Origin of the sequence: Pseudomonas lutea (assembly GCF_000759445.1) — a bacterium.
GTDB classification, from domain to species: Bacteria; Pseudomonadota; Gammaproteobacteria; order Pseudomonadales; family Pseudomonadaceae; genus Aquipseudomonas; species Aquipseudomonas lutea.
Window position 1 is genome coordinate 381,787 of the sequence record NZ_JRMB01000002.1, and the last position, 26,737, is coordinate 408,523.

At 60.3% G+C, this 26,737-nt stretch carries 21 protein-coding genes and 2 tRNA genes; 6 read left to right on the plus strand and 17 right to left on the minus strand.

Translation table 11 applies throughout. The features are described 5' to 3' along the window. Window positions 1–378: 378 nt before the first annotated feature. Together LT42_RS13845 and LT42_RS13850 are read right to left on the minus strand one after the other, a co-directional pair. Window positions 379–455: transfer RNA gene (locus LT42_RS13845), tRNA-Asp, on the minus strand. A 19-nt stretch (window positions 456–474) separates the two neighbouring features. After that, window positions 475–550 (minus strand) — tRNA-Val (locus LT42_RS13850). Window positions 551–709: 159 nt separating this feature from the next. Here LT42_RS13850 and rdgC point away from each other — a divergent pair. Continuing rightward, window positions 710–1,630, plus strand: coding sequence for a recombination-associated protein RdgC (rdgC, locus tag LT42_RS13855; RefSeq protein WP_037013889.1), 921 nt, complete (start codon window positions 710–712; stop codon window positions 1,628–1,630). A 143-nt stretch (window positions 1,631–1,773) separates the two neighbouring features. Further along, window positions 1,774–2,736: a bile acid:sodium symporter family protein gene (locus LT42_RS13860; protein WP_037013892.1), complete on the plus strand. Its 963-nt coding sequence runs from the start codon at window positions 1,774–1,776 to the stop codon at window positions 2,734–2,736. 276 nt (window positions 2,737–3,012) lie between these two features. Here LT42_RS13860 and LT42_RS13865 read toward each other — a convergent pair whose 3' ends face one another. Together LT42_RS13865 and LT42_RS13870 are read right to left on the minus strand one after the other, a co-directional pair. After that, the gene (locus LT42_RS13865) at window positions 3,013–4,884 is read right to left on the minus strand and encodes an MFS transporter (protein WP_037013893.1); all 1,872 of its coding nucleotides are present in this window, start codon (window positions 4,882–4,884) and stop codon (window positions 3,013–3,015) included. Window positions 4,885–5,032: 148 nt separating this feature from the next. After that, window positions 5,033–6,178 (minus strand): TDT family transporter, encoded by a 1,146-nt coding sequence (locus LT42_RS13870; protein WP_037013895.1) that lies wholly within the window; start codon window positions 6,176–6,178, stop codon window positions 5,033–5,035. A gap of 238 nt (window positions 6,179–6,416) precedes the next feature. On the opposite strand from LT42_RS13870, the gene LT42_RS13875 reads away from it, so the two are divergent. Next, window positions 6,417–9,890 (plus strand): hybrid sensor histidine kinase/response regulator, encoded by a 3,474-nt coding sequence (locus LT42_RS13875; RefSeq protein WP_037013897.1) that lies wholly within the window; start codon window positions 6,417–6,419, stop codon window positions 9,888–9,890. Window positions 9,891–10,315: 425 nt separating this feature from the next. Here LT42_RS13875 and LT42_RS13880 read toward each other — a convergent pair whose 3' ends face one another. The 6 genes from LT42_RS13880 to cysK form a co-directional block, all read right to left on the minus strand. After that, window positions 10,316–11,170 carry a DMT family transporter gene (locus tag LT42_RS13880; protein WP_037013901.1) on the minus strand — a complete coding sequence of 285 codons (855 nt, stop codon included), beginning with the start codon at window positions 11,168–11,170 and terminating at the stop codon, window positions 10,316–10,318. Window positions 11,171–11,570: 400 nt separating this feature from the next. Continuing rightward, on the minus strand, window positions 11,571–12,980 hold the full coding sequence (locus tag LT42_RS13885) for an alginate export family protein (protein WP_037013904.1): 1,410 nt from the start codon (window positions 12,978–12,980) through the stop codon (window positions 11,571–11,573). Between the two features lie 3 nt (window positions 12,981–12,983). Next, window positions 12,984–13,901, minus strand: coding sequence for a hypothetical protein (locus LT42_RS13890; RefSeq protein WP_037013907.1), 918 nt, complete (start codon window positions 13,899–13,901; stop codon window positions 12,984–12,986). 845 nt (window positions 13,902–14,746) lie between these two features. After that, window positions 14,747–15,718: an IS110 family RNA-guided transposase gene (locus tag LT42_RS13895; RefSeq protein ID WP_037011250.1), complete on the minus strand. Its 972-nt coding sequence runs from the start codon at window positions 15,716–15,718 to the stop codon at window positions 14,747–14,749. A 439-nt stretch (window positions 15,719–16,157) separates the two neighbouring features. Next, window positions 16,158–17,096: an aspartyl/asparaginyl beta-hydroxylase domain-containing protein gene (locus tag LT42_RS13900; protein ID WP_037013911.1), complete on the minus strand. Its 939-nt coding sequence runs from the start codon at window positions 17,094–17,096 to the stop codon at window positions 16,158–16,160. Window positions 17,097–17,254: 158 nt separating this feature from the next. After that, complete coding sequence (gene cysK / locus LT42_RS13905) at window positions 17,255–18,229, minus strand: cysteine synthase A (protein ID WP_037013912.1); 975 nt, start codon at window positions 18,227–18,229, stop codon at window positions 17,255–17,257. 126 nt (window positions 18,230–18,355) lie between these two features. On the opposite strand from cysK, the gene LT42_RS13910 reads away from it, so the two are divergent. Next, window positions 18,356–19,429, plus strand: a complete 1,074-nt coding sequence (locus LT42_RS13910) for an AsmA family protein (RefSeq protein WP_037013917.1) — start codon at window positions 18,356–18,358, stop codon at window positions 19,427–19,429. A 72-nt stretch (window positions 19,430–19,501) separates the two neighbouring features. Here LT42_RS13910 and LT42_RS13915 read toward each other — a convergent pair whose 3' ends face one another. Both LT42_RS13915 and LT42_RS13920 read right to left on the minus strand, forming a co-directional pair. Then, window positions 19,502–20,017, minus strand: a complete 516-nt coding sequence (locus LT42_RS13915) for a DUF2442 domain-containing protein (protein ID WP_052075282.1) — start codon at window positions 20,015–20,017, stop codon at window positions 19,502–19,504. Continuing rightward, a complete protein-coding gene (locus LT42_RS13920) occupies window positions 20,014–20,244 on the minus strand; it encodes a DUF4160 domain-containing protein (RefSeq protein WP_037013919.1) in 231 nt (76 codons plus the stop codon). The genes LT42_RS13915 and LT42_RS13920 overlap by 4 nt, the downstream gene beginning before the upstream one ends. 205 nt (window positions 20,245–20,449) lie before the next feature. Between LT42_RS13920 and LT42_RS13925 the strand changes: the two genes are divergently transcribed. Both LT42_RS13925 and LT42_RS13930 read left to right on the plus strand, forming a co-directional pair. Further along, a complete protein-coding gene (locus tag LT42_RS13925) occupies window positions 20,450–21,295 on the plus strand; it encodes an AAA family ATPase (RefSeq protein ID WP_037013922.1) in 846 nt (281 codons plus the stop codon). Between the two features lie 46 nt (window positions 21,296–21,341). Further along, the gene (locus LT42_RS13930) at window positions 21,342–22,520 is read left to right on the plus strand and encodes a vWA domain-containing protein (RefSeq protein ID WP_037013924.1); all 1,179 of its coding nucleotides are present in this window, start codon (window positions 21,342–21,344) and stop codon (window positions 22,518–22,520) included. A gap of 110 nt (window positions 22,521–22,630) precedes the next feature. On the opposite strand, the gene LT42_RS13935 is transcribed toward LT42_RS13930, so the two are convergent. The 5 genes from LT42_RS13935 to LT42_RS13955 all read right to left on the minus strand — a co-directional run bounded on the left by LT42_RS13935 (window position 22,631) and on the right by LT42_RS13955 (window position 26,686). Continuing rightward, window positions 22,631–23,572 (minus strand): 5-oxoprolinase subunit C family protein, encoded by a 942-nt coding sequence (locus LT42_RS13935; RefSeq protein WP_052075283.1) that lies wholly within the window; start codon window positions 23,570–23,572, stop codon window positions 22,631–22,633. Further along, on the minus strand, window positions 23,569–24,273 hold the full coding sequence (locus tag LT42_RS13940) for a 5-oxoprolinase subunit B family protein (protein WP_037013927.1): 705 nt from the start codon (window positions 24,271–24,273) through the stop codon (window positions 23,569–23,571). The genes LT42_RS13935 and LT42_RS13940 overlap by 4 nt, the downstream gene beginning before the upstream one ends. Beyond that, entirely contained in the window at window positions 24,270–25,034 is a 765-nt protein-coding gene (locus tag LT42_RS13945; protein WP_037013930.1) for a 5-oxoprolinase subunit PxpA, read from the minus strand. Before LT42_RS13945 ends, LT42_RS13940 begins: the two co-directional genes overlap by 4 nt. A 339-nt stretch (window positions 25,035–25,373) precedes the next feature. Beyond that, window positions 25,374–25,898: a DUF2937 family protein gene (locus tag LT42_RS13950; RefSeq protein ID WP_037013932.1), complete on the minus strand. Its 525-nt coding sequence runs from the start codon at window positions 25,896–25,898 to the stop codon at window positions 25,374–25,376. Window positions 25,899–25,912: 14 nt separating this feature from the next. Beyond that, the gene (locus LT42_RS13955; protein WP_037013934.1) at window positions 25,913–26,686 is read right to left on the minus strand and encodes a class II glutamine amidotransferase; all 774 of its coding nucleotides are present in this window, start codon (window positions 26,684–26,686) and stop codon (window positions 25,913–25,915) included. Window positions 26,687–26,737 lie beyond the last annotated feature (51 nt).

Sequence of the window (26,737 nt, forward strand, 5' to 3'; positions counted from 1 at the left end):
CCGCCTTGCCGACCGAGATCGAAAGCAGATCAAGAATGGATCAACAGCTTCCCGGCTGAAGCCGGTCCCACAGTCGGGGTCACCGCCACCCGCGATGGATCCACGCTCTGCTTCTTGTGGGACCGGCTCTGGATGCACTCTGCTTTTCGTGGGACCGGCTTTAGCCGGGAAGAGGCCATTTCTGGCGCTGATGTTTGATGGTCGCTTGATCGTTGCCTGATCGTTGGCTGACTGATCGTTCCCACGCTCCGCGTGGTAATGCAGCCCCGCGACGCTCTGCGTCCTGTAGGCGCTCACCAAATCGCAGGTACAAAAAAAGCGACCCTAAGGTCGCTCTCTTTGTCGTTACGAGGAGTTCAAGGGCCTCGTAACTCAATATGGCGCAGCGGACGGGACTCGAACCCGCGACCCCCGGCGTGACAGGCCGGTATTCTAACCGACTGAACTACCGCTGCGCGTAACACTTGAAACGAATGGTGGGTGATGACGGGATCGAACCGCCGACATTCTGCTTGTAAGGCAGACGCTCTCCCAGCTGAGCTAATCACCCTTCGCTTCGGTGTGGCGCGCATTCTACGGAGCGATCAAAAAGCTGGCAAGCACTTTTTTAAATAATTTTTATAACCCTTCCAAAGGCTTACATGAGGGTTGGCCGCAGGGTCGCAGGAGCGAATAATGCCCCCCTTTGTTTAAAGGAGAGCTGTACCCCATGTGGTTCAAAAACCTGCTTGTCTATCGCCTGACCCAGGACCTGCCATTTGACGCCGAGGCGCTGGAAACCGCGTTGGCGACCAAGCCTGCACGTGCCTGTGCCAGCCAGGAGTTGACCACTTACGGTTTCATCGCCCCGTTCGGCAAGGGCGAGGACGCGCCATTGGTGCACGTCAGCGGTGATTTCATGCTGATTTCGGCGCGCAAGGAAGAGCGCATCCTGCCCGGCAGCGTGGTCAACGACGCGTTGAAAGAGAAAGTCGAAGAGATCGAGACCGAGCAAATGCGCAAGGTCTACAAGAAGGAGCGTGACCAGCTCAAGGACGAAATCATCCAGGCCTTCCTGCCGCGGGCTTTCATCCGTCGTTCGGCCACCTTCGCCGCCATTGCCCCCAAGCAAGGCGTGATTCTGGTCAATGCTTCCAGCCCCAAGCGCGCCGAAGACCTGCTGTCGACGCTGCGTGAAGTGGTGGGCTCGCTGCCGGTACGCCCTGTCACCGTCAAAACCGCGCCCACTGCGGTGATGACCGAATGGGTCAAGACCAGCCAGACCGCCGAGCACTTCTTTGTGCTGGACGAGTGCGAGCTGCGCGACACCCACGAAGACGGCGGCGTTGTGAAATGCAAACGCCAGGACCTGACCAGCGACGAAATCCAGTTGCACCTGAGCACCGGCAAAGTCGTCACCCAACTTTCGCTCGCCTGGCAGGACAAGTTGTCTTTCGTGCTGGACGACAAGCTGGGCATCAAGCGCCTGAAGTTCGAAGACTTGCTGCAGGATGAAGCCGAGCAAAACGGCGGCGACGATGCGCTGGGTCAACAGGACGCCAGCTTCACCTTGATGATGCTGACCTTTGGCGAGTTTTTGCCGGAGCTGATGGAGGCACTGGGCGGCGAAGAGATCCCCCAGGGGATCTGATTTCACCTCTCTCTGCAGCAGCCGGCTTGCTGGCGAACGCATTAAGTCAGATCACTTGAAGGGTGCTGATCCACCGCGTTCGCCAGCAAGCCGGCTCCACCAGTTTAGAAGTCCACTTCATACCAACAAGAAAGGAGCAGGTCATGCGCGCCCTGGCTGCGTTGAGTCGTTTTGTCGGTAATACCTTCGCGTACTGGGTGCTGCTGTTCGCCGTATTGGCGTTCGTGTTCCCGTCCTGGTTCATTGGCCTGAAGTCCTACATTGTGCCGTTGCTGGGGCTGGTCATGTTCGGCATGGGGCTGACCCTCAAGCTTGACGATTTTTCTGAAGTCGTACGCCATCCCTGGCGTGTGGCCCTTGGGGTGGTCGCGCATTTCGTGATCATGCCCGGTGTTGCCTGGCTGCTCTGCCAAGTGTTCCATTTGCCGCCGGAAATCGCGGTCGGCGTCATCCTGGTTGGCTGCTGCCCGAGCGGCACGTCATCCAACGTCATGACCTGGCTGGCGAAAGGGGATCTGGCGCTGTCGGTGGCGATTGCGGCGGTGACCACCCTCCTCGCCCCGCTGCTGACTCCGGCATTGATCTGGCTGCTGGCGTCGGCGTGGTTGCCGGTGTCCTTCATGGAAATGTTCTGGTCGATCCTGCAACTGGTCATGTTGCCCATCGTGCTGGGGGTCATTGCTCAGCGACTGCTGGGCGCCAAGGTGCAATTTGCCGTTGACGTGCTGCCCCTGGTGTCGGTGGTCAGTATCGTGATGATCGTCTGCGCGGTGGTGGCAGCGAGTCAGGCGAAGATCGCCGAATCGGGCCTGTTGATCATGGCCGTGGTGATCCTGCACAACAGCTTCGGCTTTCTGCTGGGTTACTTCACCGGCAAGCTGTTCAAACTGCCGCTGGCCCAGCGCAAGTCCCTGTCGCTTGAAGTCGGCATGCAGAACTCCGGGCTCGGTGCCGCCCTGGCCGCTGCGCACTTTTCACCTTTGGCGGCGGTGCCCAGTGCGCTGTTTAGCGTTTGGCACAACATTTCCGGCGCGTTGCTTTCGACGTACTTCAGGAAGATGACGCCGGATGCGGTGGTTGAGGAAGACAAGCCGATTGTAGGGTGACCAGATCAGTTCCCGGTTCTGCGTCGAACACCGGTGTCGGTGGTACACCGGTCCGACGGCAAACGCAGAAACTGTAGGAGCCGCCGGGATGGCGCTTCACCTTGCTGGGGAACCCGATCTGTCAACGACATTAACGCTGTCTGACACACCGCTTTTCGCCAGCAAGCCGGCTCCTACGGTTCAACGTCAGCTGTCGCCAGCGAGCCGGCTCCAGTTCAGGGCCAGCCAGCAAATTAAGGCGTCAGCTGGAGCATCCCGCGAAGGTTGGTGCGCCTGCTAACGCACCGCCCCCCGCAACTCCGCCACCCGTTCGCGCACCCATGCCGGTTGCGACGCCTCACCGGTCAATGCCGGTCCCGCCACCAGTGTCACCCGCGACCACAGCCTGCGCAGCACGCCCTTGTTCGGATCGCGGCTGAAGAAGCTGCCCCACAATCCTTGCAGCGCCAATGGAATCACTGGCACGTCGGTCTCTTGCAGAATACGGGTCATGCCGCTTTTGAAGATGTCGATCTCGCCGTCAGTGGTGAGCTTGCCCTCCGGAAAAATGCACACCAACTCGCCGTCGTTTAGATAATGGGCAATGCGCTGGAATGCGCTGTCGAACACCGCCTTGTCTTCCTTGATACCGGCAATCGGAATGGCGCCGGCCGTGCGAAAAACGAAGTTGAGCACGGGTAGGTTGAAGATTTTGTAGTACATAACGAAGCGGATCGGGCGGCGCACGGACCCGGCAATCAGTAACGCATCGACAAACGACACATGGTTGCAGACCAGCAACGCTGCGCCCTCGTCAGGGATCAAATCAAGGTTGCGGTGCTCGACGCGGTACATGGAATGGCTCAACAGCCAGATCATGAAACGCATGGTGAACTCGGGCACGATCTTGAAGATGTAGGCGTTGACCACGATATTCATCAGCGAAATCACGAGAAACAGCTGAGGAATCGACAGCTTCGCGACGCTCAGCAGGAGGATCGAGACAATCGCCGAGACCACCATAAACAACGCGTTGAGGATGTTATTGGAAGCGATCACCCGCGAGCGCTCTTTTTCCGGGGTTCGTGACTGGATCAGCGCGTACAGCGGCACGATATAAAAGCCTCCGAAAACACCGATACCGAGGATGTCCAGCAGCACCCACCATGCCTGCCCGTAACCCAGAATCGCCAGCCAGTTGTTGGCCTGCACGTTCTGCGGGAAATCTCCGGAGTGCCACCACAGCAACAAGCCAAACACGGTCAGGCCCATGGAGCCAAACGGCACCAGACCGATTTCCACTTTGCGCCCGGACAGTCGCTCGCAGAGCATTGAGCCTGCGGCGATGCCGATGGAGAACACCGTGAGAATCAGGGTGACGACCGTCTCGTCGCCGTAGAGGAAATCCTTGGCATAGGCCGGAATCTGCGTCAGATAAATCGCACCGACGAACCAGAACCACGAGTTGCCGACGATGGAACGCGACACCGCCTTGGTCTGCCCCAGGCCCAGCTTCAGCGTGGCCCAGGATTCACTGAAAATATTCCAGTTCAGGCGCATCTCCGGCGAAGCCGCAGCCGCAGGTGGAATGCCCCGGCTGGCGAGATACCCCAGACACGCCACCGACACCATGGCCGCCGCGACAACGGGTGCATAGTCAGTCGCCGACATCATGACCCCGGCACCGATGGTGCCCGCCAGAATCGCCAGAAACGTGCCCATCTCCACCAGCCCGTTGCCGCCCACCAGTTCGTTGTCATGCAAATGCTGCGGCAGGATCGAGTACTTCACCGGGCCGAACAGCGCCGAGTGGGTGCCCATGGCGAACAGCGCCGCGAGCATCAGCGACAGGTGATTGAAGAGAAACCCCGCGGCGGCCACCAGCATGATCCCGATCTCGAGCACCTTGATCATGCGGATCAGTTTGTCTTTGGGGTATTTCTCGCCGAACTGCCCCGCCAGCGCAGAAAACAGGAAGAACGGCAGGATAAACAGCAGCGCACACAGGTTGACGTAGATGGAGCGGTCGCCGTCGATGCTCAGCTTGTAGAGAATGGCGAGAATCAGCGACTGTTTGAAGATGTTGTCATTGAACGCGCCGAGGGACTGGGTCACGAAGAACGGCAGAAAGCGCCGCTTACCCAACAAACTGAACTGCGACTGACTCATCTTCCCTGTCCTGAGTGGCGCCGTGAACGGCTTTCGGATTGGAACGCTGGATGTCGGTTCCGGGCCTCATTGAAGACGTAACCGGCGGCAAAGTCGAGCACGCGCTCGAACGTATCCCTCGTTGGAGCGCTGCGCCCGTTAACCCGCTTTACCCTGCCCTGGCCGCGATGCAGGGCGAAACAAACAGCTCGCCCCTGTAAGCACCGCGCACGGTGCGGTTCATGATGACGAGCCACAGGACTGCCAGCGCAGCGACCAACGCGCAGCCCAGGACTGAAAAGAACGCCAGATGAAGCACAGCCCCCAGCTTGAGCGTGGTCAATGCGAACACGCCCAGCGGAAAGGTAAAACCCCACCAACCCAGATTGAACGGAATGCCGTCGCGCAGATAACGCGCGGTGATCAGCAGCGCCATCAGGCACCACCACACGCCGACGCCCCACAAAATCACCCCGCCCAGCAACCCTAAACCGGAGGCAATCTCGCCGACGCCGGATAATCCGTTGGCAGTGAACACAGCAGGCGAGTCGGCGCCCAGAACGAGCAGGCCGAAGGCGCCGGTGCTGATGGGCCCCAATGCAAGCCAACTGGATGCGGCCATGCTTTCATGGGGCAATTTGTGCAGGGCCATGCGTAGCAAGAGGATGGTCAGGACGCTGAACGCGACCGGCACCGACATCGCCCACAGCACGTAACTGGTAATGAGCACGCTGAACTGGCTGTGGCTCTCCGCCAGATGAGGCGCCAGCAGCCCGCCGCTGACGGCCGCCACTTCACAGGCCACCAAGGGCAAAAGCCAGACAGCGGTCATCTGGTCGATGCGGTGTTCTTGGCGGGTGAACATCAAGAACGGGATCAGCACGCCGCAAGCCAGCGACATGGCGACGTCCAGCCACCACAAAAGCTCGGCCAACGGCAGCACTGCATTGCCCCAGCGTGGCAGGCCGAAGGTGAGCAGCCCATTGATGAGGGTCGCCAGGCCCATGGGGATCGTGCCGAAGAACATCGACACCGTGGAGTGGCCGAACACCCGCCGCGCCTCGTCGAAATACAGGATCCAGCGGGCGATGTAGAGCGCACTGAAGGTCAGGAACAGCACGATGTTAAGCAGCCACAATCCCTCGGCTATCACGCGCAATCCGGGAAGGATCACCGGAAGCTGGGTCAGCACCGCTGACAAAATCCCGGTGCCCATGGTTGCGGCGAACCAGTTGGGGGTGAACTGGCGAATGACTTCCCGGGGGTGGCTCAGTTGGCTGAACGGTCTGCGCGGGATAAAGAAGGTATGGCTCATGGCTCGCTCCTGTCCTCGTGTGAGGTGATCTCCATCTTAGGGCTCGCGCTGATATCTACTAAACGGGTAATTTAGCTATACCTCATAGATTTAACAGATATACGAACAGTAAGGTCCCTGCGACAACGCACCGCTCAGACCTTGGTCGTAACAGACGAACCTTGCCGGGCATGCGAGACTGTCCGGCCGGCGATGGATCGCCGTTGAACCCGCTTGCCGCTTGTCTCTGGAGTTCGTCATGTCGCTGTCCAGCGGGCTGATCGCTGCCGTCGCCCTGGCCTATATGGCCATCATGTTTGCCATCGCCTTTTACGGGGACCGTCGCAGTGCGCCGCTGCCCCCGCGACTGCGCGCCTGGGTGTACAGCCTTTCGCTGGCGGTCTACTGCACCAGCTGGACGTTTTTCGGCTCGGTTGGCCAGGCCGCAGAACAGCTGTGGTCGTTCCTGCCCATTTACCTTGGGCCGATTCTGCTGTTGCTGCTCGCACCCTGGGTGCTGCAGAAGATGGTGCTGATCAGCAAGCAGGAAAACATCACCTCCATCGCTGACTTCATTGCTGCCCGTTACGGCAAGTCACAGACGCTGGCCGTGGTGGTTGCGCTGATCTGCCTGATCGGCGTTCTGCCTTACATTGCGCTGCAACTCAAAGGCATCGTGCTGGGGGTGAACATCCTCATCGGTGCCGGCGCCGACGCTACGGGCACGCGTGCGCAAGACACCGCATTGATCGTTTCCCTGGTGCTCGCGCTGTTCACCATCGTCTTCGGCACCCGCAACCTCGACGCCACCGAACATCACCGGGGCATGGTCCTGGCGATTGCGTTCGAGTCGCTGGTCAAGCTGTTCGCTTTCATGGCCGTTGGTGCGTTCATCACGTTCGGGCTTTACGACGGAGTGGACGATCTGTTCAATCAGGCGATGCTCGCGCCACGGCTTGAGGCGTACTGGAAGGAAACGGTCAATTGGCCCTCGATGGTGGTGCAGACCGGCGTCGCCATGATGGCGATCATCTGTCTGCCCCGGCAGTTTCACGTCACGGTGGTGGAGAACATCGAACCCCAGGACCTGCGCCTGGCCAAGTGGGTTTTCCCCGCTTACCTGCTGCTGGCCGCGGTGTTTGTGGTGCCGATTGCGCTGGCCGGGCAAATGCTGCTGCCTGCCTCGGTGCTGCCGGACTCGTTCGTCATCAGCGTACCGCTTGCCCATGCGCATCCGGCGCTGGCCATGCTGGCGTTCATTGGCGGCGCCTCGGCGGCCACCGGCATGGTGATTGTCGCCAGCGTGGCGCTGTCGACCATGGTGTCCAACGACATGCTGCTGCCCTGGCTGCTGCGGCGCAAAACCGCCGAGCGCCCGTTCGAAGCGTTCCGTTACTGGATGCTGTCGGTGCGCAGGGTCAGCATCGTGGTCATCCTGCTGCTCGCCTACGTCAGCTACCGCTTGCTGGGATCGACCGCCAGCCTGGCAACCATCGGCCAGATCGCCTTTGCCGCCATCACTCAGTTGATGCCGGCGATGATCGGCGCGCTGTACTGGAAACCGGCCAATCGACGTGGCGTGTTCGCCGGGCTGGCTGCCGGCGTGTTCATCTGGTTTTACACGCTGGTGCTGCCGATCATCGCTCACAGCATGAGTTGGTCGCTGCACAGCTTTCCCCTGCTGGCGTGGCTGCACAGCAATCCGTTCAATCTGCCGATCAGCCCACTGACTCAAGGCGTTGTGCTGTCGATGCTGGGCAATCTGGTGCTGTTCGTCTGGGTGTCATTGCTGTCGCGGACACGGGTGTCCGAGCACTGGCAGGCGGGACGGTTTATTGGCCAGGAACTTCAAGCGCGGCCCAACAATCGCTCGCTGCTGGCGGTGCAGATAGAGGATCTGCTCAAGCTTTCTGCGCGTTTCGTGGGCGAAGAACGCGCGCAGCAAAGCTTCATCCGCTTCGCCTATCGCCAGGGCAAGGGATTCAACCCCAATCAAAACGCTACGGGCGAGTGGATCGCCCACACAGAACGCCTGTTGGCCGGCGTGCTGGGCACTTCGTCGACACGGGCGGTGGTGAAAGCTGCGATCGAAGGCCGCGACATGCAACTTGAGGACGTGGTACGCATTGCCGATGAAGCGTCCGAGGTCCTCCAATTCAACCGGGCACTGTTGCAGGGCGCCATTGAAAATATTACCCAGGGCATCAGCGTGGTGGATCAGTCCCTGCGCCTGGTGGCCTGGAACGCGCGCTATCTGGAGCTGTTCAATTACCCGGAGGGTTTGATCAGCGTGGGCCGGCCCATAGCCGACATCATCCGCTACAACGCCGAGCGCGGTTTGCTCGGGCCCGGAGAGGCGGAGGTGCATGTCGCCCGGCGTTTGCACTGGATGCGTCAGGGCCGCGCGCACACCTCCGAGCGCTTGTTTCCGAATGGCCAGGTGATTGAGCTGATCGGCAATCCGATGCCTGGCGGCGGGTTCGTGATGAGTTTTACCGACATCACAGCGTTTCGCGAGGCCGAGCATGCGCTCAAGGGCGCCAACGAGAGTCTTGAGCAGCGCGTCGCCGAACGCACGCGTGAGCTGTCGCAACTGAACGCCGCGCTGAGCGAAGCCAAGGCCCACGCCGAGGCGGCGAATCAGTCGAAAACGCGCTTTCTTGCCGCGGTCAGCCACGACCTGATGCAACCCATGAATGCTGCCCGGTTGTTTTCGGCAGCCCTGCTGCACAACGACGACAACGTGCCTGCGGAGGCGAAGCAGCTGATCCATCATCTGGACAGCTCGCTGCGCTCGGCCGAAGACCTGATCAGTGACCTGCTGGACATTTCGCGGCTGGAGAATGGCAAGTTCACACCCACTATCACGCCGTTTGCGCTCAACACTGTATTTGAAACCCTGGGAGCGGAATTCACCGCCCTCGCTCAGGAGCAGGGTTTGGACTTCCGCGTCCGAAGCAGCGCGCTGAGGGTGACCAGCGACGCCAAGCTGTTGCGTCGGGTGCTGCAAAATTTCCTGACCAATGCCTTTCGTTACGCCAAGGGGCCAATTTTGTTGGGGGTCCGGCGCAGGCACGGGCAATTGAGCCTGGAGGTCTGGGACCGTGGGCCGGGCATTCCCGAAGACAAGCGGCAGGTAATTTTCGAAGAGTTCAAGCGCCTGGACAGCCACCAGACCCGTGCCGAGAAAGGCTTGGGTTTGGGGCTGGCGATCGCCGATGGCTTGTGTCGGGTGCTTGGTCACTCGCTGGAGGTACGCTCGTGGCCGGGCAAGGGCAGCGTGTTCAGTGTCACTGTGCCGCTGGCGGCCGCTCAACCGTTACCGCCCGCCGCGCCGGCTGAATCGCTCGGCACCGCGCTGAACGGTACGCAGATTCTGTGCGTCGACAATGAGGACAGCATCCTTATCGGCATGAACAGTTTGCTCAGCCGCTGGGGCTGCCAGGTCTGGACCGCCCGTAATCGCGAGGAGTGCCAAGCGTTGCTCGATGAGGGCATCCGTCCGCACCTAGCGCTGGTGGACTTTCATCTGGATCACGGCGAAGTCGGCACCGAACTGATGGCCTGGCTGCGCACGCAACTGGGTGAGCCGGTGCCGGGTGTCGTGATCAGCGCTGATGGGCGCCCGGAGCTGATTGCCCAGGTGCATGCCGCCGGCCTGGAATATCTCGCCAAACCGGTAAAGCCTGCGGCGCTGCGGGCTTTGTTGAGCCGGCATGTGCGATTGGGGTGAGCCTTGTTTCTCGGTGTCGCCTGAAGCACCGCATTTTGTCTGACACACCGGGATGCGCAGGTTTTGCTGCCGCTGCGCGCCAGATCGCGGGCAAGCGCGCTCCTACAAATTGCCGGCGTGCCGAGAGAATTCGTCAGGACGCGCCTCCGCCTTCCATGCGCCATGCCGAGACAGCGTGCCGTAACGCGATCAGTGTAGGAGCGCGCTTGCCCGCGATCGGCTGCGCAGCAGTCGTAAAACCCGACCACTTGGCTCTGCCTGACACACCGCGTGCGTAGACTTGCTGCCGCTGCGCGCCAGATCGCGGGCAAGCGCGCTGCTACAAATGGCCGGCGTGCCTGAATAACGCGATGTGACGCGCCCTTGTAGGAGCGCGCTTGCCCGCGAAGCCTTTGACTCTGGGCGACGGCTACGGGCCGTTGTCGCTACTTGACCTTCCTGAACACAAACACCAGCCCAACGACGATCAACACCATGCCCAGCAGGCTCATGAGCGCGAGGCGGTTGCCGAAGATCAGGTAATCCATGATCGCGGTCACGCCGGGCACTAGATAAAACAGACTGGTGACGTTGACCAGATTGCCCTGTGCGATCAGTCGGTAAAGCAGAAAGGTCGCCAGCACCGACACCACCAGCCCCATATACAGCACGGGCAGATAGAAGCCGACGCTGTGCTCGAAATGGAACGGCTGAAACGGCACAAACGCCGCACACACCAGCGTCCCGGCGAGGTACTGCACCGGCAGGGTGCCAAGCGGATTGTCGGTGATGCGCTTTTGCATGATCGAGCCGCCCGTCATGCTCAACATCCCCAGCACACCGAATGCCATGCCAGCGAGCGAGCCGCCGTCACCGATGCCTTGCCAGACCACCAACACCAGGCCCGCCAGCCCCAGCGTCAGGCCGAACATGCGGGAGACGGAGCGGCTGCGCTCCACCAGCACTGCCGTCAGGATCGGCTGTACGCCCATGATCGTCGCCATCACGCCCGGCGCGACTTTCATGTCCAGCGCCAGCAGATAGCAAATCTGGTAAGCGCCCAACAGCACCGCGCCGGTCATCAATGCGAAGCGCATCGAAGCCCGAGTGGCCGGCAGTTTGTAACCCAGGGCAGGAATCAGAATAGCCAGGGCCACCAGCGCCAGCAAAAAACGGAACAGCAAAAACGCGAACGGCGAGGCGTGAGTCAGCCCCCACTTGGAGACAATCGCCCCACTGCTCCACAGCAGGACAAACAGCGTGGTGGTGGCCATCGAGGCCAAAGCTTTATGAGCGAACATGATTCACCTGTGATTCAGACAAAATCGGACCCGGCATCACCGGATTCACGGATGTTTTGCGAGCGTTTGCAGGCTGGGTGGGCAGCGATGAGGCAGCCGGTCAGCCGAGCACAACGACCCCTGGCGGTGCAATGGCGCACACGACAGGGCTGTTCACAGGAGAAGGTGGGGGGTAACGCGTGATGAAAGCGATTTGCAGGCAACCGCACGGTTCCACAACAGCGCAAGCTGTGGCGGATAAGGCCAACCGAGGGGTGCTGGAAGCAGGCATCGAACTCATCTTCTGAAAAGGAAATAACTCAGGGTTGCCAAGTGCCACGGCAACGAGGCCGACTATAACCAGCCATCGCCGCCGTGCGCAATGTCATGGCGCGACGTCGTTCACAGGCTTGATGCGAAGTTACCAGGACAGCTTTAACTCCACACCGAGGTAGTTGCTGTCGTGCCCGCCGGCATCACGCACTGACTGGCCCACATCATAGTGAACCGCCTCGATGGCGCCGCTCAGGTTACCGGTGAAGGCATAGTCGGTGCGCACTTGCCCATAGGCACCCGTCCAGCGACTGCCCTGCCCTGCAGTGCCGGCCACCGCAATGTTGGGTTGCACGTACACGGCGTCTTCGGTGGTTTCTCGCCATTGCAGCCCGAGCGCCGTCTGAATGCTCAGCTTGGCGATGGGCTTTACCGTGATCGACGGTTTGATGTGCAGGATGTTGGCATAACCCGTATAGCCACCCAGCGAAAAGTAGTAACCGTTGGGAAACAGCGGGTTGAAGGTGCCCAATGTGCCATCGCCGCTGTTGCGATCGCCCGAAGCCGCATCCATCTGCAGACCCAGACGCGGCGTCCAGTTCACATCCGCGAAGGTATAACCGACGCGACTGCCGGCCGCCCAGGCGCGAATGCTTTTGGCGCCGACCGAACCGGTCTGCCCCATCGCCTCCAGATCCCAGTCGTAGCCATCGGCCGCTCCGCCCAGGCGCGCGTCAAAAATGTTCCGATGCTCTGCACCGCTGGCGTCCAGGTAGTTGGCTTCGTCGCGCTCATACAGGCCGACGTACGCCGACAACTCGTTGCTGCCGCCCACCAGGCGTTCCGCGCGCAGCATGTGAAAGCGGAATTCGTGGTTCGAGCGGTCATCGAAGTGGCGCTCGTCCTGGTACTGCACCGGTCGGCTGGCGATGGCGATGAAACGCCACAGCCCTGTCTCCCAGTCCGCCCACAACGCATCGAACGACTGGCGCACGTTTGGCCCGTCACGAGACGAGATAAAGCGCTGCAAGTCGAAGGCGAAATCCTGCCGCCCCACGCGCGCCTTGAACGTGTTGTCTCCGAGCTTTTTGGTGTATTCCAGAAACGCCAGGCGCAGGTCGACACGGTTCTGGTCGGCCCCGCCAAGGGAGGTTTTATCGTAGGCGCGCACGTCTTCCAGTTGCGTGAAGACGCGCCAGTTTTCGTTGAAGTGCAGATCGGCATGCACCTGAAAACGCTGCAACCGGTAGGCATCCCTGGCCACATTGCGCGTCCCAAATGCGCTGGCGTCGTTCATCTCGAAGCGTTCGCGAAGGGTCGCGCCCAATGACAAGTAGGTCTGTGGATTGCCGGCGGACAACGGGATGTACTTGAGGCTGTCCAGCGGCGCAGTCCTGAGGGTCGGATTGGCCAGGACCGACCAATCCTCCTGCCAGCGATTGGTTTTGATCACCGGCCTGGACTCGATCGTCTGCGCACTGACCTGACTGCTGAACAGCGGCAACGCCATGGCCAGGCACACACCGCTCAGGCCTGATGCGTATCGCACACTCGCCATCGGTCAACCGGCCGCGGCGGTCTGATGGATTTCTGCGACATAACCGCCCGGAAACTCAACGATGGCCGCTGTGCGACCCGCGCTGGTGAAAGGCTCGACGATCACGTTGACGCCCGCTGCCCTGGCTTTAGCGAGGGTATCTTGCAGGCTGCTGACTTCGTAGCCGGTGTTGTCATGGCCGAACGGATACGGGAGATGACCGTCTGTTGCCAGCACCACCATCTTGCCAAAGGCAGACTCGATACGAATGCGGTGATAGGTGGCATCAGTGCGCCCGATTTCAGCGCCTGAGGCCTTCTTGTCATCGCTTACGACCTTGCCGTGGGAAAACGCCAGAAACGCTTTCACAAATGCAGCGGCGCGGTCGTTGGACACGTACACACGGTTTTCAGGAACGGTTTGAAACGGCGCGTAATTGGGTACCTTGGTGTGCCAGTAAAGCTGCATGTTCACGCCGCCTGGCCATTGCACCACCGCGTCGCGGCCGATGGGGTCCGGGAAATCGGACACGATCACATCGGCGCCGGCCTGACGTGCTTCCTTGATCGCCACGTCCATGTCCTTGACCAGATAGCCATTGCGCTCGTCGCCGAAGGGGCGCGGAATCGGCGTCTTGAAGCCGAACAGCGACACCGTGCCCACTGGCGTCTGGATCAGCTGGGAGGTGGTGCTGCTGGGCACTGGCAGGACGTTGACCACGACCTGAGGCGTGCTCTGGCCGCCGAATGTGGCCGTGAAGCTCTGGACGAAGCGATCCACGTCTGCAGGGGCCACGTAAACGTGCGTGGTGTCGTATTGGGGTGCCACGGCCACTGCAGCCGATTGGGCAAAGGCGACGGTGGGGGCAACCACCGCCGCCATCGGACCGGCAAGGCCGAACAGCGTGGCGGAAAGCATCAGGAATCTGGCGCGCATGGACATCGTCTCCGGGAAAAAAGGCTGGACACAGGGTCCGCCGATGCGCGCCCGGAGGATTGAATGGACGTGCTATTTGCCGGATAGGCCCTTTCGACCGTGTCGACGGCACCACTTCCACGGGTATGCGCGGACGGGTTCAACGTTTACTGCTGCAGCGTCTGAGCTGGCGCCTTCGCCAGCAAGCCGGCTCCTACAGTGGCATTGCGTGCATCCAGCGGATTCGCGTTCAATCGGGGGCATGCATGCCAGTGGTATTTGCGTGCATCCAGCGGGCTCGCATTCGATCGAGCGGGCATGCATGCCCGTGGAAATTGCGCGCATTCAGCGGGTTGCATGTCGATCGAGCGGGCTTGCACCACATTCGTAGGAGCCGGCTTGCTGGCGAAGGCGGCGTGTCAGGCGAGGACGATGTCGGATGGGCCGACGTCTTCGCGGGCAAGCGCGCTCCTACAATGGAATGGCGTGCATCCAGTGAGGACGACTTCAGCGGGGGACGGTTTTCACCGAACCTGTAGGAGCCGGCTTGCTGGCGAAGGCGGCGTGTCAGGCGATGACGATGTCGGGTGGGCCGGCGTCTTCGCGGGCAAGCGCGCTACTACAATGGATGGCGTGCATCCAGCGGGTTCGTGTTCAATTGGGGGCATGCATGCCAGTGGAAATTGCGTGCATTCGGCGGGGTTGCATTTCGATCGCGCGGGCTTCCACCACATTCGTAGATATCGTCTTAATGCTCCTACTGCAAGCCCAGCAGCGCGCTAGCGCTGCTGCTTTTCAAGCAGGCACGAATATACGCCCGCGGCCCATCCCGCAGCGACATCCTAGCCATTCAAGTCCTACTTGATCAGCCGTTAATGAGCCAAAGCAATTTCAGGTTCGAAAGGCCTGTTGCTTTTAAGCACGCCATAGACCAAGTGCAACATCTTACGCATCACTGCACAGATAATTTGCCGGGGAGCCTTTCCGTTCGCCTTCAATCTCTTGGCGAACTCTCTCAGCACCACATTGTGTTGTATTCCTACGATCGCGGGCATGTAAAGGCCGCCCCTGAGTCGCGACGAGCCGGTTCGACTTATGCGGGTTGGACCCACGTAGCCTCCAGAGCGGTCCTGTCTGGGCGATAATCCAGCGAAGGCAGAAAGTTTTTTCGGTCCTTCGTAGTCCAGAGGGTCTCCCAGTTCCGCGAGGATCAGCGCGGCGGTCTTCTCGCCTAGACCATCAATGGAGGTCATCAACTCGCTCTTGCCGCGTAGGTCAGGATCATCGTCGATGTGTTGCTTGATCGCTTTTTCCGTTTTGGTGATTTCTTCCAAGACATGAGCAATCACCGATTCGATCGACGTTACGACGTTCGGGCTGGCAACTTCCAAGCGGTTTTTCTCCATCTGGCGGATCTCGTTGAGATCTTCCAAGCGGCGGACCAAAGCCCTCAGACGGCGCCGCGACTGTGGCTCAGGCACCCAAAGCCGTAACTTGCGATGCTTCTGCATGGCGAAATCGGAGATGAGTTTGGCGTCAGTCTTGTCAGTCTTGTTGCGTGACAACTCCGACTTGGCGTGAGCGGCGGTGGTGGCAGGGTTCGCGATATGAAGCCGATATCCCTTTTGAAAAAGGAAGTCAGCCAACGCTTCGTGATAATTACCCGTGGCCTCGATGACAATCAGCGCGTCCGCTGTGGCGTGCTTGCGAAGCCAGGACTCGAACTCGGCAAAGCCCTTGGCATCATTGCTCAACTTGCCCTTGGTGCGGTGTTTGCCATTGTCCAACGGCGTCGCAACATCAAAAGTATTCTTGGCCATGTCAACGCCAACGAATGAAGACATGCTGTTCTCCTTTTCAACTAAAGATCAATCATCGCGTCACTCGGCTTCGACCTTGTAAATGCGAGCTCACAAAGTGGCTCTAGATATCGTACGAGCTCAATGAGTGAGGTTGGAAAGGCGGAGAATGGATCTACTTCGCAGGCTACAACGCCACTAGGAGCCGGTCATCTTCACGCCTTTCCCTCGATGATCAGTCGAGAACTTTACCTTCTGAGAAGACAAAGTCGAGATACAAGGAGCCGGCTTGCTGGCGAAGGCGGCGTGTCAGGCGATGACGATGTCGGGTGGGCCGGCGTCTTCGCGGGCGAGCGCTCCTGCAATGGCAATGCGGGCATTCAGACAGGATTGCAGCATTCGTACACTCCGGCACTTACACGAAATCCGGGCGCAAAAAAACGCCGTGCCACGGAGTGGGACGGCGCTCTGTGCGGGCGTATTGTCAGCCGAACAGCCAGTAACCCAGCAGCGTCAACACGACAACCGCCAACACCGGCCGCAAGATCCGGTAAGCCTTGGGGTTGGCGCGTTTGAATTGCTTCACCTTGCCGCTAAAGCTGTTGCTGAACCGTTTGGAGAACGCATACGCCTGGTTGATCCCGCCGACGCGTTCGTCATCGGTGTTCTGCGGCGCAGTGGCGCGCCCCAGGAAAGCGCTGACGCGGCGGTTGACGGCGGCCATGAAACGGTTGCTCAACGGCCGCTCAATATCGCAAAACAGAATCACGCGCGTGACATCGGTCTCGTTCTTGACCCAGTGAACGTACGTCTCATCGAACATCACGTCTTCACCGTCGCGCCAGGCATAGACCTGGCCGTCAACGTAAATCCGGCAATCGTCGGAATTGGGCGTCGACAAGCCCAAGTGATAACGCAGGGACCCGGCGAACGGGTCACGGTGCGGATTCAGGTGGCTGCCACCCGGCAACAGCGCAAACATCGCGCCCTTGACGTTGGGAATACGGCTGACCAGTTCCACAGTCTTGGGGCACAACGCCTCGGCAGACGGCAGCGGTTTGTCGTACCACTTCAGGTAAAAACGCTTCCAGCCCTTTTTGAAGAACGAGCCGAAACCGGCATCGTTGTCCTTGGCGGCGGCGCGGATATAGCCTTCGTCAAACAAGTGCATGGCTTCGACACGGATGGTTTCCCAGTTATCGCGCAGCACGTCCAGTTCGGGAAACTTGCTGCGGTCCAGATATGGCTTGGACGGGACGCTGGAGAACAGATACATCAAGGCGTTGTAGGGTGCGAACAGCGCGGAGTGATTCACGAACTGGCGCAATACCGGCAACCGCGCCTTGCCGCGCAGATGCACGTACAGCGTGCTGCCTACAAACAGCAGCAGAATCGCCGCTTTGACAGCAAAAGAAAGGGTCATGAAGCTCTCCTTGGAACAGGGCCGGACTGCGCGGCCCGAAGCATACGCTGCTGAAACCGCCGCCAGATGACCTATGACAATCTGGCGGCGGGTTTCGAGTGGCGGCCATCATAATCCTTAGTCCGCCGGGTAAAAAGCCGAAGCAGCTCTGCGGACGACTATTGCGTCAGCTCCTGGTCAGTAAACAGGTCGCTGAAGAGCATGCTGGAGAGGTAGCGCTCTCCCGAGTCCGGCAGCACCACCACGATCGTCTTGCCTTGCATTTCCGGCTTCTCCGCCAGCCGAACCGCCGCCTGCATGGCTGCGCCACAGGAAATGCCGCACAGAATCCCCTCCTCCTGCATCAACCGCCGCGCCATGGCCTTGGCTTCGTCATCACTGACCAGCTCGACACGGTCGACAATCGAGAGATCAAGGTTTTTCGGGATGAAGCCTGCGCCGATACCCTGGATCTTGTGCGGGCTGGGCTTGATCTCCTCACCGGCCAGTGCCTGAGTAATGATCGGTGACCCCATTGGTTCCACCGCCACCGAAATAATCGGTTTGCCCATGGTGTGCTTGATGTAGCGCGAAATGCCGGTGATCGTCCCGCCGGTGCCAACGCCTGCGACCAGTACGTCGATGGCGCCGTCGGTGTCGTTCCAGATCTCCGGCCCGGTGGTCTTCTCATGGATGGCGGGGTTGGCGGGGTTCTCGAACTGTGCCGGCATGAAGTACAGGTCGGGATCGCTGGCCACCATTTCCTCGGCCTTGGCGATGGAGCCTTTCATGCCCAGCGCCGGCTCGGTCAGCACCAGCTCGGCACCCAAAGCCTTGAGCACCTTGCGTCGCTCTATACTCATTGATGCCGGCATGGTCAGGGTCAGTTTGTAACCGCGCGCCGCTGCGACGAACGCAAGGCCAATGCCGGTGTTGCCGGAGGTGGGTTCGACGATGGTCATGCCAGGCTTGAGTTTGCCGCTGCTTTCGGCGTCCCAGATCATGTTCGCGCCGATCCGGCATTTGACGGAATATCCCGGATTACGCCCTTCGATCTTGGCCAGGATGGTGACCCCGCGCGGCGCGATGCGGTTGATCTGCACCAGTGGCGTGTTGCCGATGGAGTGGGCGTTATCTGCGTAAATACGGCTCATGACCGGGTCCTTGTGCAGGTTTGGAAAAACCCAAAGCCTATGCCCTGCCCCGGTGCGACGTCCAGTCGTAGCGAACCGATCACATCGCCAGTAGTCAACACAGCTACTTCATTGGAGGGTAAAGCCATGAAACGTCGTTACAGCTGGCCGTTATGGACAATCGTCGGCTTGGTGGTGGTGATCGTTGCCGCGCATATCGCGCTGCCGTATGTGGTGCGCAATTACCTCAACGACAAGCTTGCGGACATGGGCGACTATCGCGGTCAGGTCACCGACGTGGACCTGGCGCTGTGGCGCGGCGCGTACCGGATCAATGGTCTGAAAATCGTCAAGGTCGACGGCAAGGTGCCGGTGCCGCTGCTCGATGCGCCAGTCATCGACCTCGCCGTCAGTTGGCACTCGCTGTGGTACGACCATGCCGTGGTGGCCGAGGTCGCGTTTGTAGGCCCGGAGCTGAACTTCGTTGACGGCGGCCCGGACAAGAAACAGTCCCAGACCGGTGCGGGTACTAACTGGCAGGCTCAGCTCGACAAGCTGTTGCCGATTACTCTCAATGAATTGCGCATTCAGGACGGCAAAATCACCTTCAGCAACTTCAACTCGACGCCGAAGGTGAAAATCGACGCCGACAACATCAACGCCAGCGTCTTTAACCTGACCAATGTCGAAGACAAGGCCGGCAAACGCGATGCCCGCTTTGAAGGCAAAGCCATGCTGATGGGCCATGCGCCACTGGAAAGCACCGCCACCTTCGACCCGTTCAGCTTTGAAGATTTCGACTTCAAACTGCGCGCGACCGGCGTGCAGCTCAAGCGCATGAACGACTTTGCATCGGCCTATGGCAAGTTCGACTTCAACGCAGGTGACGGCGACGTGGTGATTGAGGCGCAAGCCAATAACGGCCAACTCAGCGGCTACATCAAACCACTGCTGCGCAACGTGGACATCTTCAATTGGCAGCAAGACGTGGAAAACCAGAACAAGGGCTTCTTTCGCTCGATCTGGGAAGCCGTGGTCGGCGGCAGCGAAACGGTGCTCAAGAATCAGGGCAAAAACCAGTTTGCGACCCGCGTCGAACTCAGCGGCAGCGTTCACAACCAAAACATCAGTGCGTTTGAAGCGTTTTTGCAGATTCTGCGCAACGCGTTCGTGAAGGCCTTCAACACCCGTTACGACAGTGGCAAGAGCGAGGCTCAATAAGCGCTGCGCTTGAGCGCCGGGTGGCTGTCGGTGAGCAGCCGATGTCCGGCGCAACAGTACCGCGATTGCCACCTACTCCTGGCTTTTGTCACGCTTTGGTTTGGCGACGCTGTAGGCCTCGCGCGCTTCGGCCAGCATCACTCCGTTTTGGGTCGGGTTCTGCAACGCGTCCCATCCGATACACGCCAGTGCGAGGGTGCGCGGTGCCGCTTCGCTGCCGTTGGTGTAACGGCTAATGCTGCGAGTACTGACCCCCAGCGCCTCGGCCGCCAATGCCAAGGGCAACCCGGTGCGTGCGCGCCAGCCGATGAAGATCCGCGTGTTCTCGTCGGTGGCCGCCTGTGCCTTTGCATCCAGATAGAGGGTGTCGGCACCGATCTGGATGTCAGGCCCGGACCACTCGACGGTCCAACCGTCGTCGCCGATCTGCGCCTGCTTGAAAATGTTCGGATCCCTGAGCGGTTGCAGCCCCGGAAATGCGGCGATATCGCTGCTCAGGTCCAGGAAGTATTTCATGTCGTTGATAAAGGTCAGCGCGAGCGTGCCTTCAGCCAGCGCCTCGACGGTTTTCAAGCGTGGTCGTTTCATGGATGCCATCGTTTCCATTCCTCCAGCAATTCTGTTTGGTGGGCCCTGACCCATTCGAGCGCCTCCCTGAGCACTGCGGCCGGCGCATGGCCGCGCATGGGTTCAACCAACTGCAGGCAAATCAACACATCCAGCCCGCCACCGGTGAGGTGAACATGCGGCGGCAGGTGATCCTTCTCCCGCAGTTGAATCCTGTATTTGTCCCTGAATCTATATTTGGTCGACATGGGGCGCAAGGTATCGCTATTTTGGCGATACCACAACCGACGTTACAATTTTGGATCGGTCAGATCGTGACGCCCCATTCAGGTACTGAATAGAGCGTCTGCGTTCACAGTGGCGCGAGACGCGCGGTATAGTCGGTGCATTGTTTGCGCCCTGATTGACGAGGTTCGGGCCACGCCCTGTTCGCTTTGTTCGAGGATTTACCCGATGAAATTCGAAGGCACCCACGCCTACGTTGCCACCGACGATTTGAAGCTCGCGGTCAACGCCGCGATCACACTGGAGCGCCCACTGCTGGTAAAGGGTGAGCCCGGTACAGGCAAAACCATGCTGGCCGAACAACTGGCCGAGTCCTTCGGCGCACGGCTGATTACCTGGCACATCAAGTCCACGACCAAGGCGCATCAGGGGCTGTATGAGTACGATGCCGTCAGCCGCCTGCGCGACTCGCAACTGGGCGTCGACAAAGTCCATGACGTGCGCAACTACCTCAAGAAGGGCAAGCTCTGGGAGGCTTTTGAATCCGAAGAGCGGGTGATTCTGCTGATCGATGAGATCGACAAGGCAGACATCGAATTCCCCAACGACCTGCTTCAAGAACTCGACAAAATGGAGTTCTACGTTTACGAAATCGACGAGACGATCAAAGCGAAAAAGCGCCCGATCATCATCATTACTTCCAACAACGAAAAAGAATTGCCCGACGCTTTCCTGCGTCGCTGCTTCTTTCACTACATCGCATTCCCCGACCGCAGCACCCTGCAGAAGATTGTCGATGTGCATTACCCGAACATCAAAAAGGACTTGGTCAGTGAGGCGCTGGACGTGTTCTTCGACGTGCGCAAAGTCCCGGGCCTGAAGAAAAAACCCTCGACGTCCGAGTTGGTGGACTGGCTCAAACTGCTCATGGCCGACAACATCGGCGAAGCGGTGCTGCGCGAACGCGACCCCACCAAAGCCATCCCGCCGCTGGCCGGCGCCCTGGTCAAGAACGAGCAGGACGTGCAGCTGCTGGAGCGCCTGGCGTTCATGAGTCGTCGCGGCAATCGCTGAGCCTTTTCCGGTCAAGCTTATTTAGATCAAAGGCGGGACGCCGATTATGTTGCTCAACCTGTTCAACGAGATGCGCGCGGCCAAGGTGCCGGTGTCGCTGCGCGAACTGCTCGACCTGATCAACGCGCTGAAGCAGCGCGTGACGTTCGCCGACATGGACGAGTTCTACTACCTGTCGCGTACGATTCTGGTCAAGGACGAGCGTCATTTCGACAAGTTCGACCGGGCATTTGGCGCCTACTTCAACGGCCTGGAAAAGCTCGATGACCACCTGCAGGCATTGATCCCCGAGGACTGGCTGCGCAAGGAATTCGAGCGCTCGCTGAGCGACGAAGAGCGCGCGCAGATCCAGTCGCTGGGCGGTCTGGACAAGCTGATCGAGGCATTCAAGCAGCGTCTGGAAGAGCAGAAGGAGCGTCACGCCGGCGGCAACAAATGGATCGGCACCGGCGGCACCAGCCCGTTTGGCTCGGGCGGGTATAACCCCGAGGGGATTCGGGTGGGTGACGCAGGCCAGCGGCAGGGCAAGGCGGTAAAGGTCTGGGACCAGCGTGAGTACAAGAACCTCGATGATGGGGTTGAACTGGGCACGCGCAACATCAAAGTGGCCCTGCGGCGTCTGCGCAAGTTCGCGCGTCAGGGGGCGGCCGACGAGCTGGACATCGACGGCACGATTGATCACACCGCGCGCGATGCAGGCCTGCTGAACATCCAGATGCGGCCGGAACGCCGTAACACCATCAAGCTGTTGCTGCTGTTTGACATCGGCGGTTCGATGGACGCGCATGTGAAGGTCTGCGAAGAGCTGTTCTCTGCGTGCAAGACCGAGTTCAAGCACATGGAGTATTTCTACTTCCACAACTTCGTGTACGAGACGGTTTGGAAGAATAACCTGCGCCGCACCTCCGAGCGTACCGCGACCCAGGACCTGCTGCATAAATACGGTGCCGACTACAAAGTCATCTTCATCGGTGACGCAGCCATGGCGCCCTACGAAATCACCCAACCGGGCGGCAGTGTCGAGCACTGGAACGAAGAAGCGGGTTATGTGTGGATGCAGCGGTTCATGGCCAAGTTCAAGAAGATCATCTGGATAAACCCCTATCCCAAAGACGCCTGGGCCTACACCACCTCCACCAATATCGTGCGGGACTTGATCGAAGATCAGATGTACCCGCTGACGCTGCGAGGGCTGGAGGAAGGGATGCGGTATTTGGCGAAATAAAGGCTGCGGGGCGCTCGCGCATCGACTGTAGGAGCCGGCTTGCTGGCGAACACATCAGGTAGCGGTGGGCGTCCGTTAACGATCCACCGTGTTCGCCAGCAAGCCGGCGCCTACAACGTGAAGTCCTGCGTTGTATGTTGCAGCGTCCTCATAAAACCCAGCTGCTCCCGATGCGCCACATCCTGCACCACCGCTTTCATCCGCACCACACTCCCCGGCAACTGCTGCGCCAGCCGGGCCAGGGACAGCGGGGTCAGTGCGCCGAGTCTCGGGTAGCCGCCGATGGTCTGGCGGTCGTTGAGCAGGATGATCGGCTGGCCGTCCGGCGGGACCTGGATGGCGCCAAGCGGGATGCCCTCGGAGATCATCGGTTTGCCCTGATAGACCAGCTCCGGACCCAACAGGCGCATGCCCATGCGGTCGGCGCGGCTGTCGAGGGTCCAGTCGCTGTTGAACACGTCAAACAGGCTTACACCACTGAATTGGCCGATCTGGGCACCCATCACCATGTCCAGCGGACGCGAGCAGCTGATGTCCGGAATCCGATGCGCGGGCAACGCATGCAGCTCGAACGACGCTTCCGAATAGGTCAGTCGGTCGCCCTCGGCCAAGGCTTTGCCGTTTCCCTCCAGCCCGCCCAGACCTTCACGTGAGACTGTGGCGCAACTGCCCAGCACGTTGACGGCAGTAAAGCCTCCGGGCGCGGCGAGGTAGGCACGCGCTCCGCTGACCGGCCGGATCAAGCGAAGTTGCTGGCCTTTGCGAATGAAAAAACTGCGCCACGGTGCAATCGGGCGGTCGTCCAGCATGGCACCGAGGTCTGCGCCGGCCAGCGCCAGGCAGCAATCAGCCTCGGCCACCAGTGTCAAACCGCCCAGCGTCACCTCGATAACGGCGGCGTCCAGCGGATTATTGAGCAGCCTGTTGGCCCACGACATCGACACCCAATCCAGCGCACCACCCTGAGTGACGCCCAAATGCCGCACCCCAAACCGTCCGGCGTCCTGCAACAGGCACAACGGCGTGCTGCTTTTTACCGTCAACACGCTCATGCCAGACCCTCCAGCGGCGTATCGTCGCCACCCAGACGTAGGAACTCGGCGTGATCCACGGGGGCAAAACGCACGGTATCGCCGGGTTGCATCAGGCTGTAGCCATCAATCTCCCGGTCGAAGAGTTTTGCCGGCGTACGCCCAAGAATGCTCCAGCCGCCGGGCGACTCCAGCGGGTACGCCGCTGTCTGTCGCTCGGCAATGCCGACGCTTCCCGCTGCCACCCGCTTGCGCGGTGTTTTGATGCGCGGCGCGGCGAGGGCTTCTTCCACCAGCCCCATGAAGGCGAAGCCCGGCGCAAAGCCGAGCGCGAACACCTGATACTCGCGCTGGCTGTGGCGGCGGATGACCTCGTCCACCGCCAGCCCGCTGCGCTTCGACAACAGACTTAATTCAGGCCCCACGCTGAGGTCGTACCAGACCGGCAACACATGCTGCCGACCGCTTTGGCTGGCGTCAGGTGCGAGATCGGTCAGCGCATCGGTGATGAGTGCCCTGGCCTGCGTCGGATTCAGCGCCAACAGATCGTAATGAACCATCAATGTGGTGTAGGACGGCACCAGATCGATCAACTGCGCACCAAAACCCTCGCGCAACCGCAACGTCGCAGCGAGCATCCACGGCATGTTGCTCTCGTCGATGGCGTCGAACAAACGCACCATCAGGCAATCGATGGCGACGGCTTCGATGCGCACGTTCATTGGCTGACCGGGCCGCTTTGCGCAGCGTCCAGCGCCTGACGAATACGCTGAACGGCATCAATGGAGCTGGCGTTGTCGCCGTGCACACACAGCGTGTGAGGCTGGAGGCGCAGTTCGCTGCCATCGCTGGCGGTCAACGCTTCGCCCCGGGACAACGTCATGGCCTGGGCAATGATGACATCCGCGTCGTGGTGCACAGCGCCCGGCAGGTTACGCGAGACCAGACGGCCTGCGTTGTCATAGGCGCGATCGGCAAATGCTTCAAACCACAGCGTCACCCCGAACTCATCAGCGATGGCTTGCGCTGCCGAGTTGTCGCGCATCGCCAGCAACATCAGTGGCAATTGCGGGTTGTAACGGGCAATGGCTTCGATGACGGCACGCAGCTGGGACGGGTTGGCCATCATGTCGTTGTACATCGCGCCGTGGGGTTTGACGTAGCTGACGTGGCTGCCCTGCGCTCGACATACCCCCTCAAGGGCGCCGATCTGGTAATGCAGCAGGTCTTGAATTTCCTGTGGGGAACAGGCCATCGAACGACGGCCGAACCCTACAAGGTCGGGATAAGCCGGGTGGGCACCGATGGTGACGTTGTTGGCCAGCGCCAGTGCTACGGTTTTGCGCATGACGCTCGGGTCCCCGGCGTGGAAGCCGCAGGCGATGTTGGCGCAATCGATGTAAGGCATGACCTCGGCATCCAGACCCATGGTCCAGGCGCCGTAGCTTTCGCCGATATCACAATTCAATAGCAGGCGGCTCAAGGGCGTGACTCCTGTGCGAAAAAGCGGGGAAGCTCGAGTGTACGCGCGGGGTCGTCAGGTTGGCAGCGCGGGACACGGGGCTGTGCGTTGGGGGCATTCTTCGGCGGGAATGGCCGAAGCGTCCAACTAATAAAAGCGCGAGGGGAGGATAAGAAAAAGTGAACGGTACCCGGCCTCTCCGCTGACCGGGACTCCCCCTTCCCGGCTGAAGCCGGTCCCACTGGGTGTGTGGCGTGTCAGGAAGTCCGATGGGTACGCGTGGTCGTCAGTGGGACCGGCTTCAGCCGGGAAGGCGTCAGCGAGATCACTGCCCAATCAAGCGAGCGCCGGCCATCTGCTTCAACGCCATTCGCGGCTGACCGGGCGCACGTAATGGCGACCGACAAACAGCCAGTCGATGAACACCACAACACTTTCGATCACCAGCGAGAACAACAAGGCGCCCAGCAGCCCCCAGCCGATGACTTCCGGAGACAGCAACACCTGCCAGGTATAGCCATTCCAGGTTTCGTTGCGGATGGCGGTATCTGCGTCGGTCAACACATGCCAGGCGCGGGCATACCATGGGCCTTGCAGCGCGAGCCACTCACGGTCAAGGGCCTGATTACGAGTGAGCAGGTTATTTATATTGTCGGCGTCGGCACGAAATACCGGGTCTTCGCTGGTGCGGTAATGCTGGATCAGCGCCTGCACATCGCCATTGAAGAACCGCAGCGCGGTCTCGTTATAGCCGCGCAGGCTTTGTTGCGCTTCGAGCATGTGCGCTTCGACACGCTTGCCGTAATCACTGATAAACCCCGGAACCTGCACACCTACCAGCAACCCCAGTGTGAACAGCACCAGTCGCACATAACTACGCAGCATAGATCCCTCTCGTGTCAGGCCGCGCCTTCGGCAACGCATTCGCCGCGGCGCCAAAGACTCCAGTGACCGGGCTCGTAGCGATTCCAGGTCTCGTTTTCGGTCAGTGGCTCGGTAGCAATCACCGTCACCACATCGTCAGGCGTGGTCTCTGCCTGGAAATCGACGATGACGTCGACGTCTTTCAAGCGAGCCGGCCCGAACGGTGCACGACGGGTGATATGCACCAGCTTGGTTGAACAGTAGCAAAACAGCCAGTCGCCATCACTGAGCAGCGCATTGAAGACGCCTTTGCTGCGGTATTCGTTGCAGGCCTCGACCAGCGTTTGCAGCAACTGCTCGATCTCGACCGGCTCGGGAAAGGCTTCGCGGACCCTGTTGAGCAGATCGCAGAACGCCGCTTCGCTGTCGGTATCACCCACCGGGCGGTAGAACGTCGCTGCGGGATGGAAGTCCGCGAGCTGACCGTTGTGGGCGAAACACCAGTTGCGCCCCCACAGCTCACGCACGAAAGGATGGGTATTGGACAGGCAGACCTTGCCGACGTTGGCCTGGCGGATGTGGCCGATGACCACTTCGCTTTTGATGGGGTAACGCTGTACCAGTTGCGCGACTTCCGACTCGCTGCTCGCGGCGGGGTCCTGGAACAGGCGCAGACCGCGGCCTTCGTAGAAACCGATGCCCCAACCGTCGCGGTGCGGACCGGTACGACCGCCGCGCTGCATCAGCCCGGTGAAACTGAACACGATGTCGGTGGGTACGTTGGCGCTCATGCCCAGGAGTTCACACATGCTCAAGCCTCGATGGGTTGAAACGCGCGCCTGCGAGCGGGTCGGTCAGGA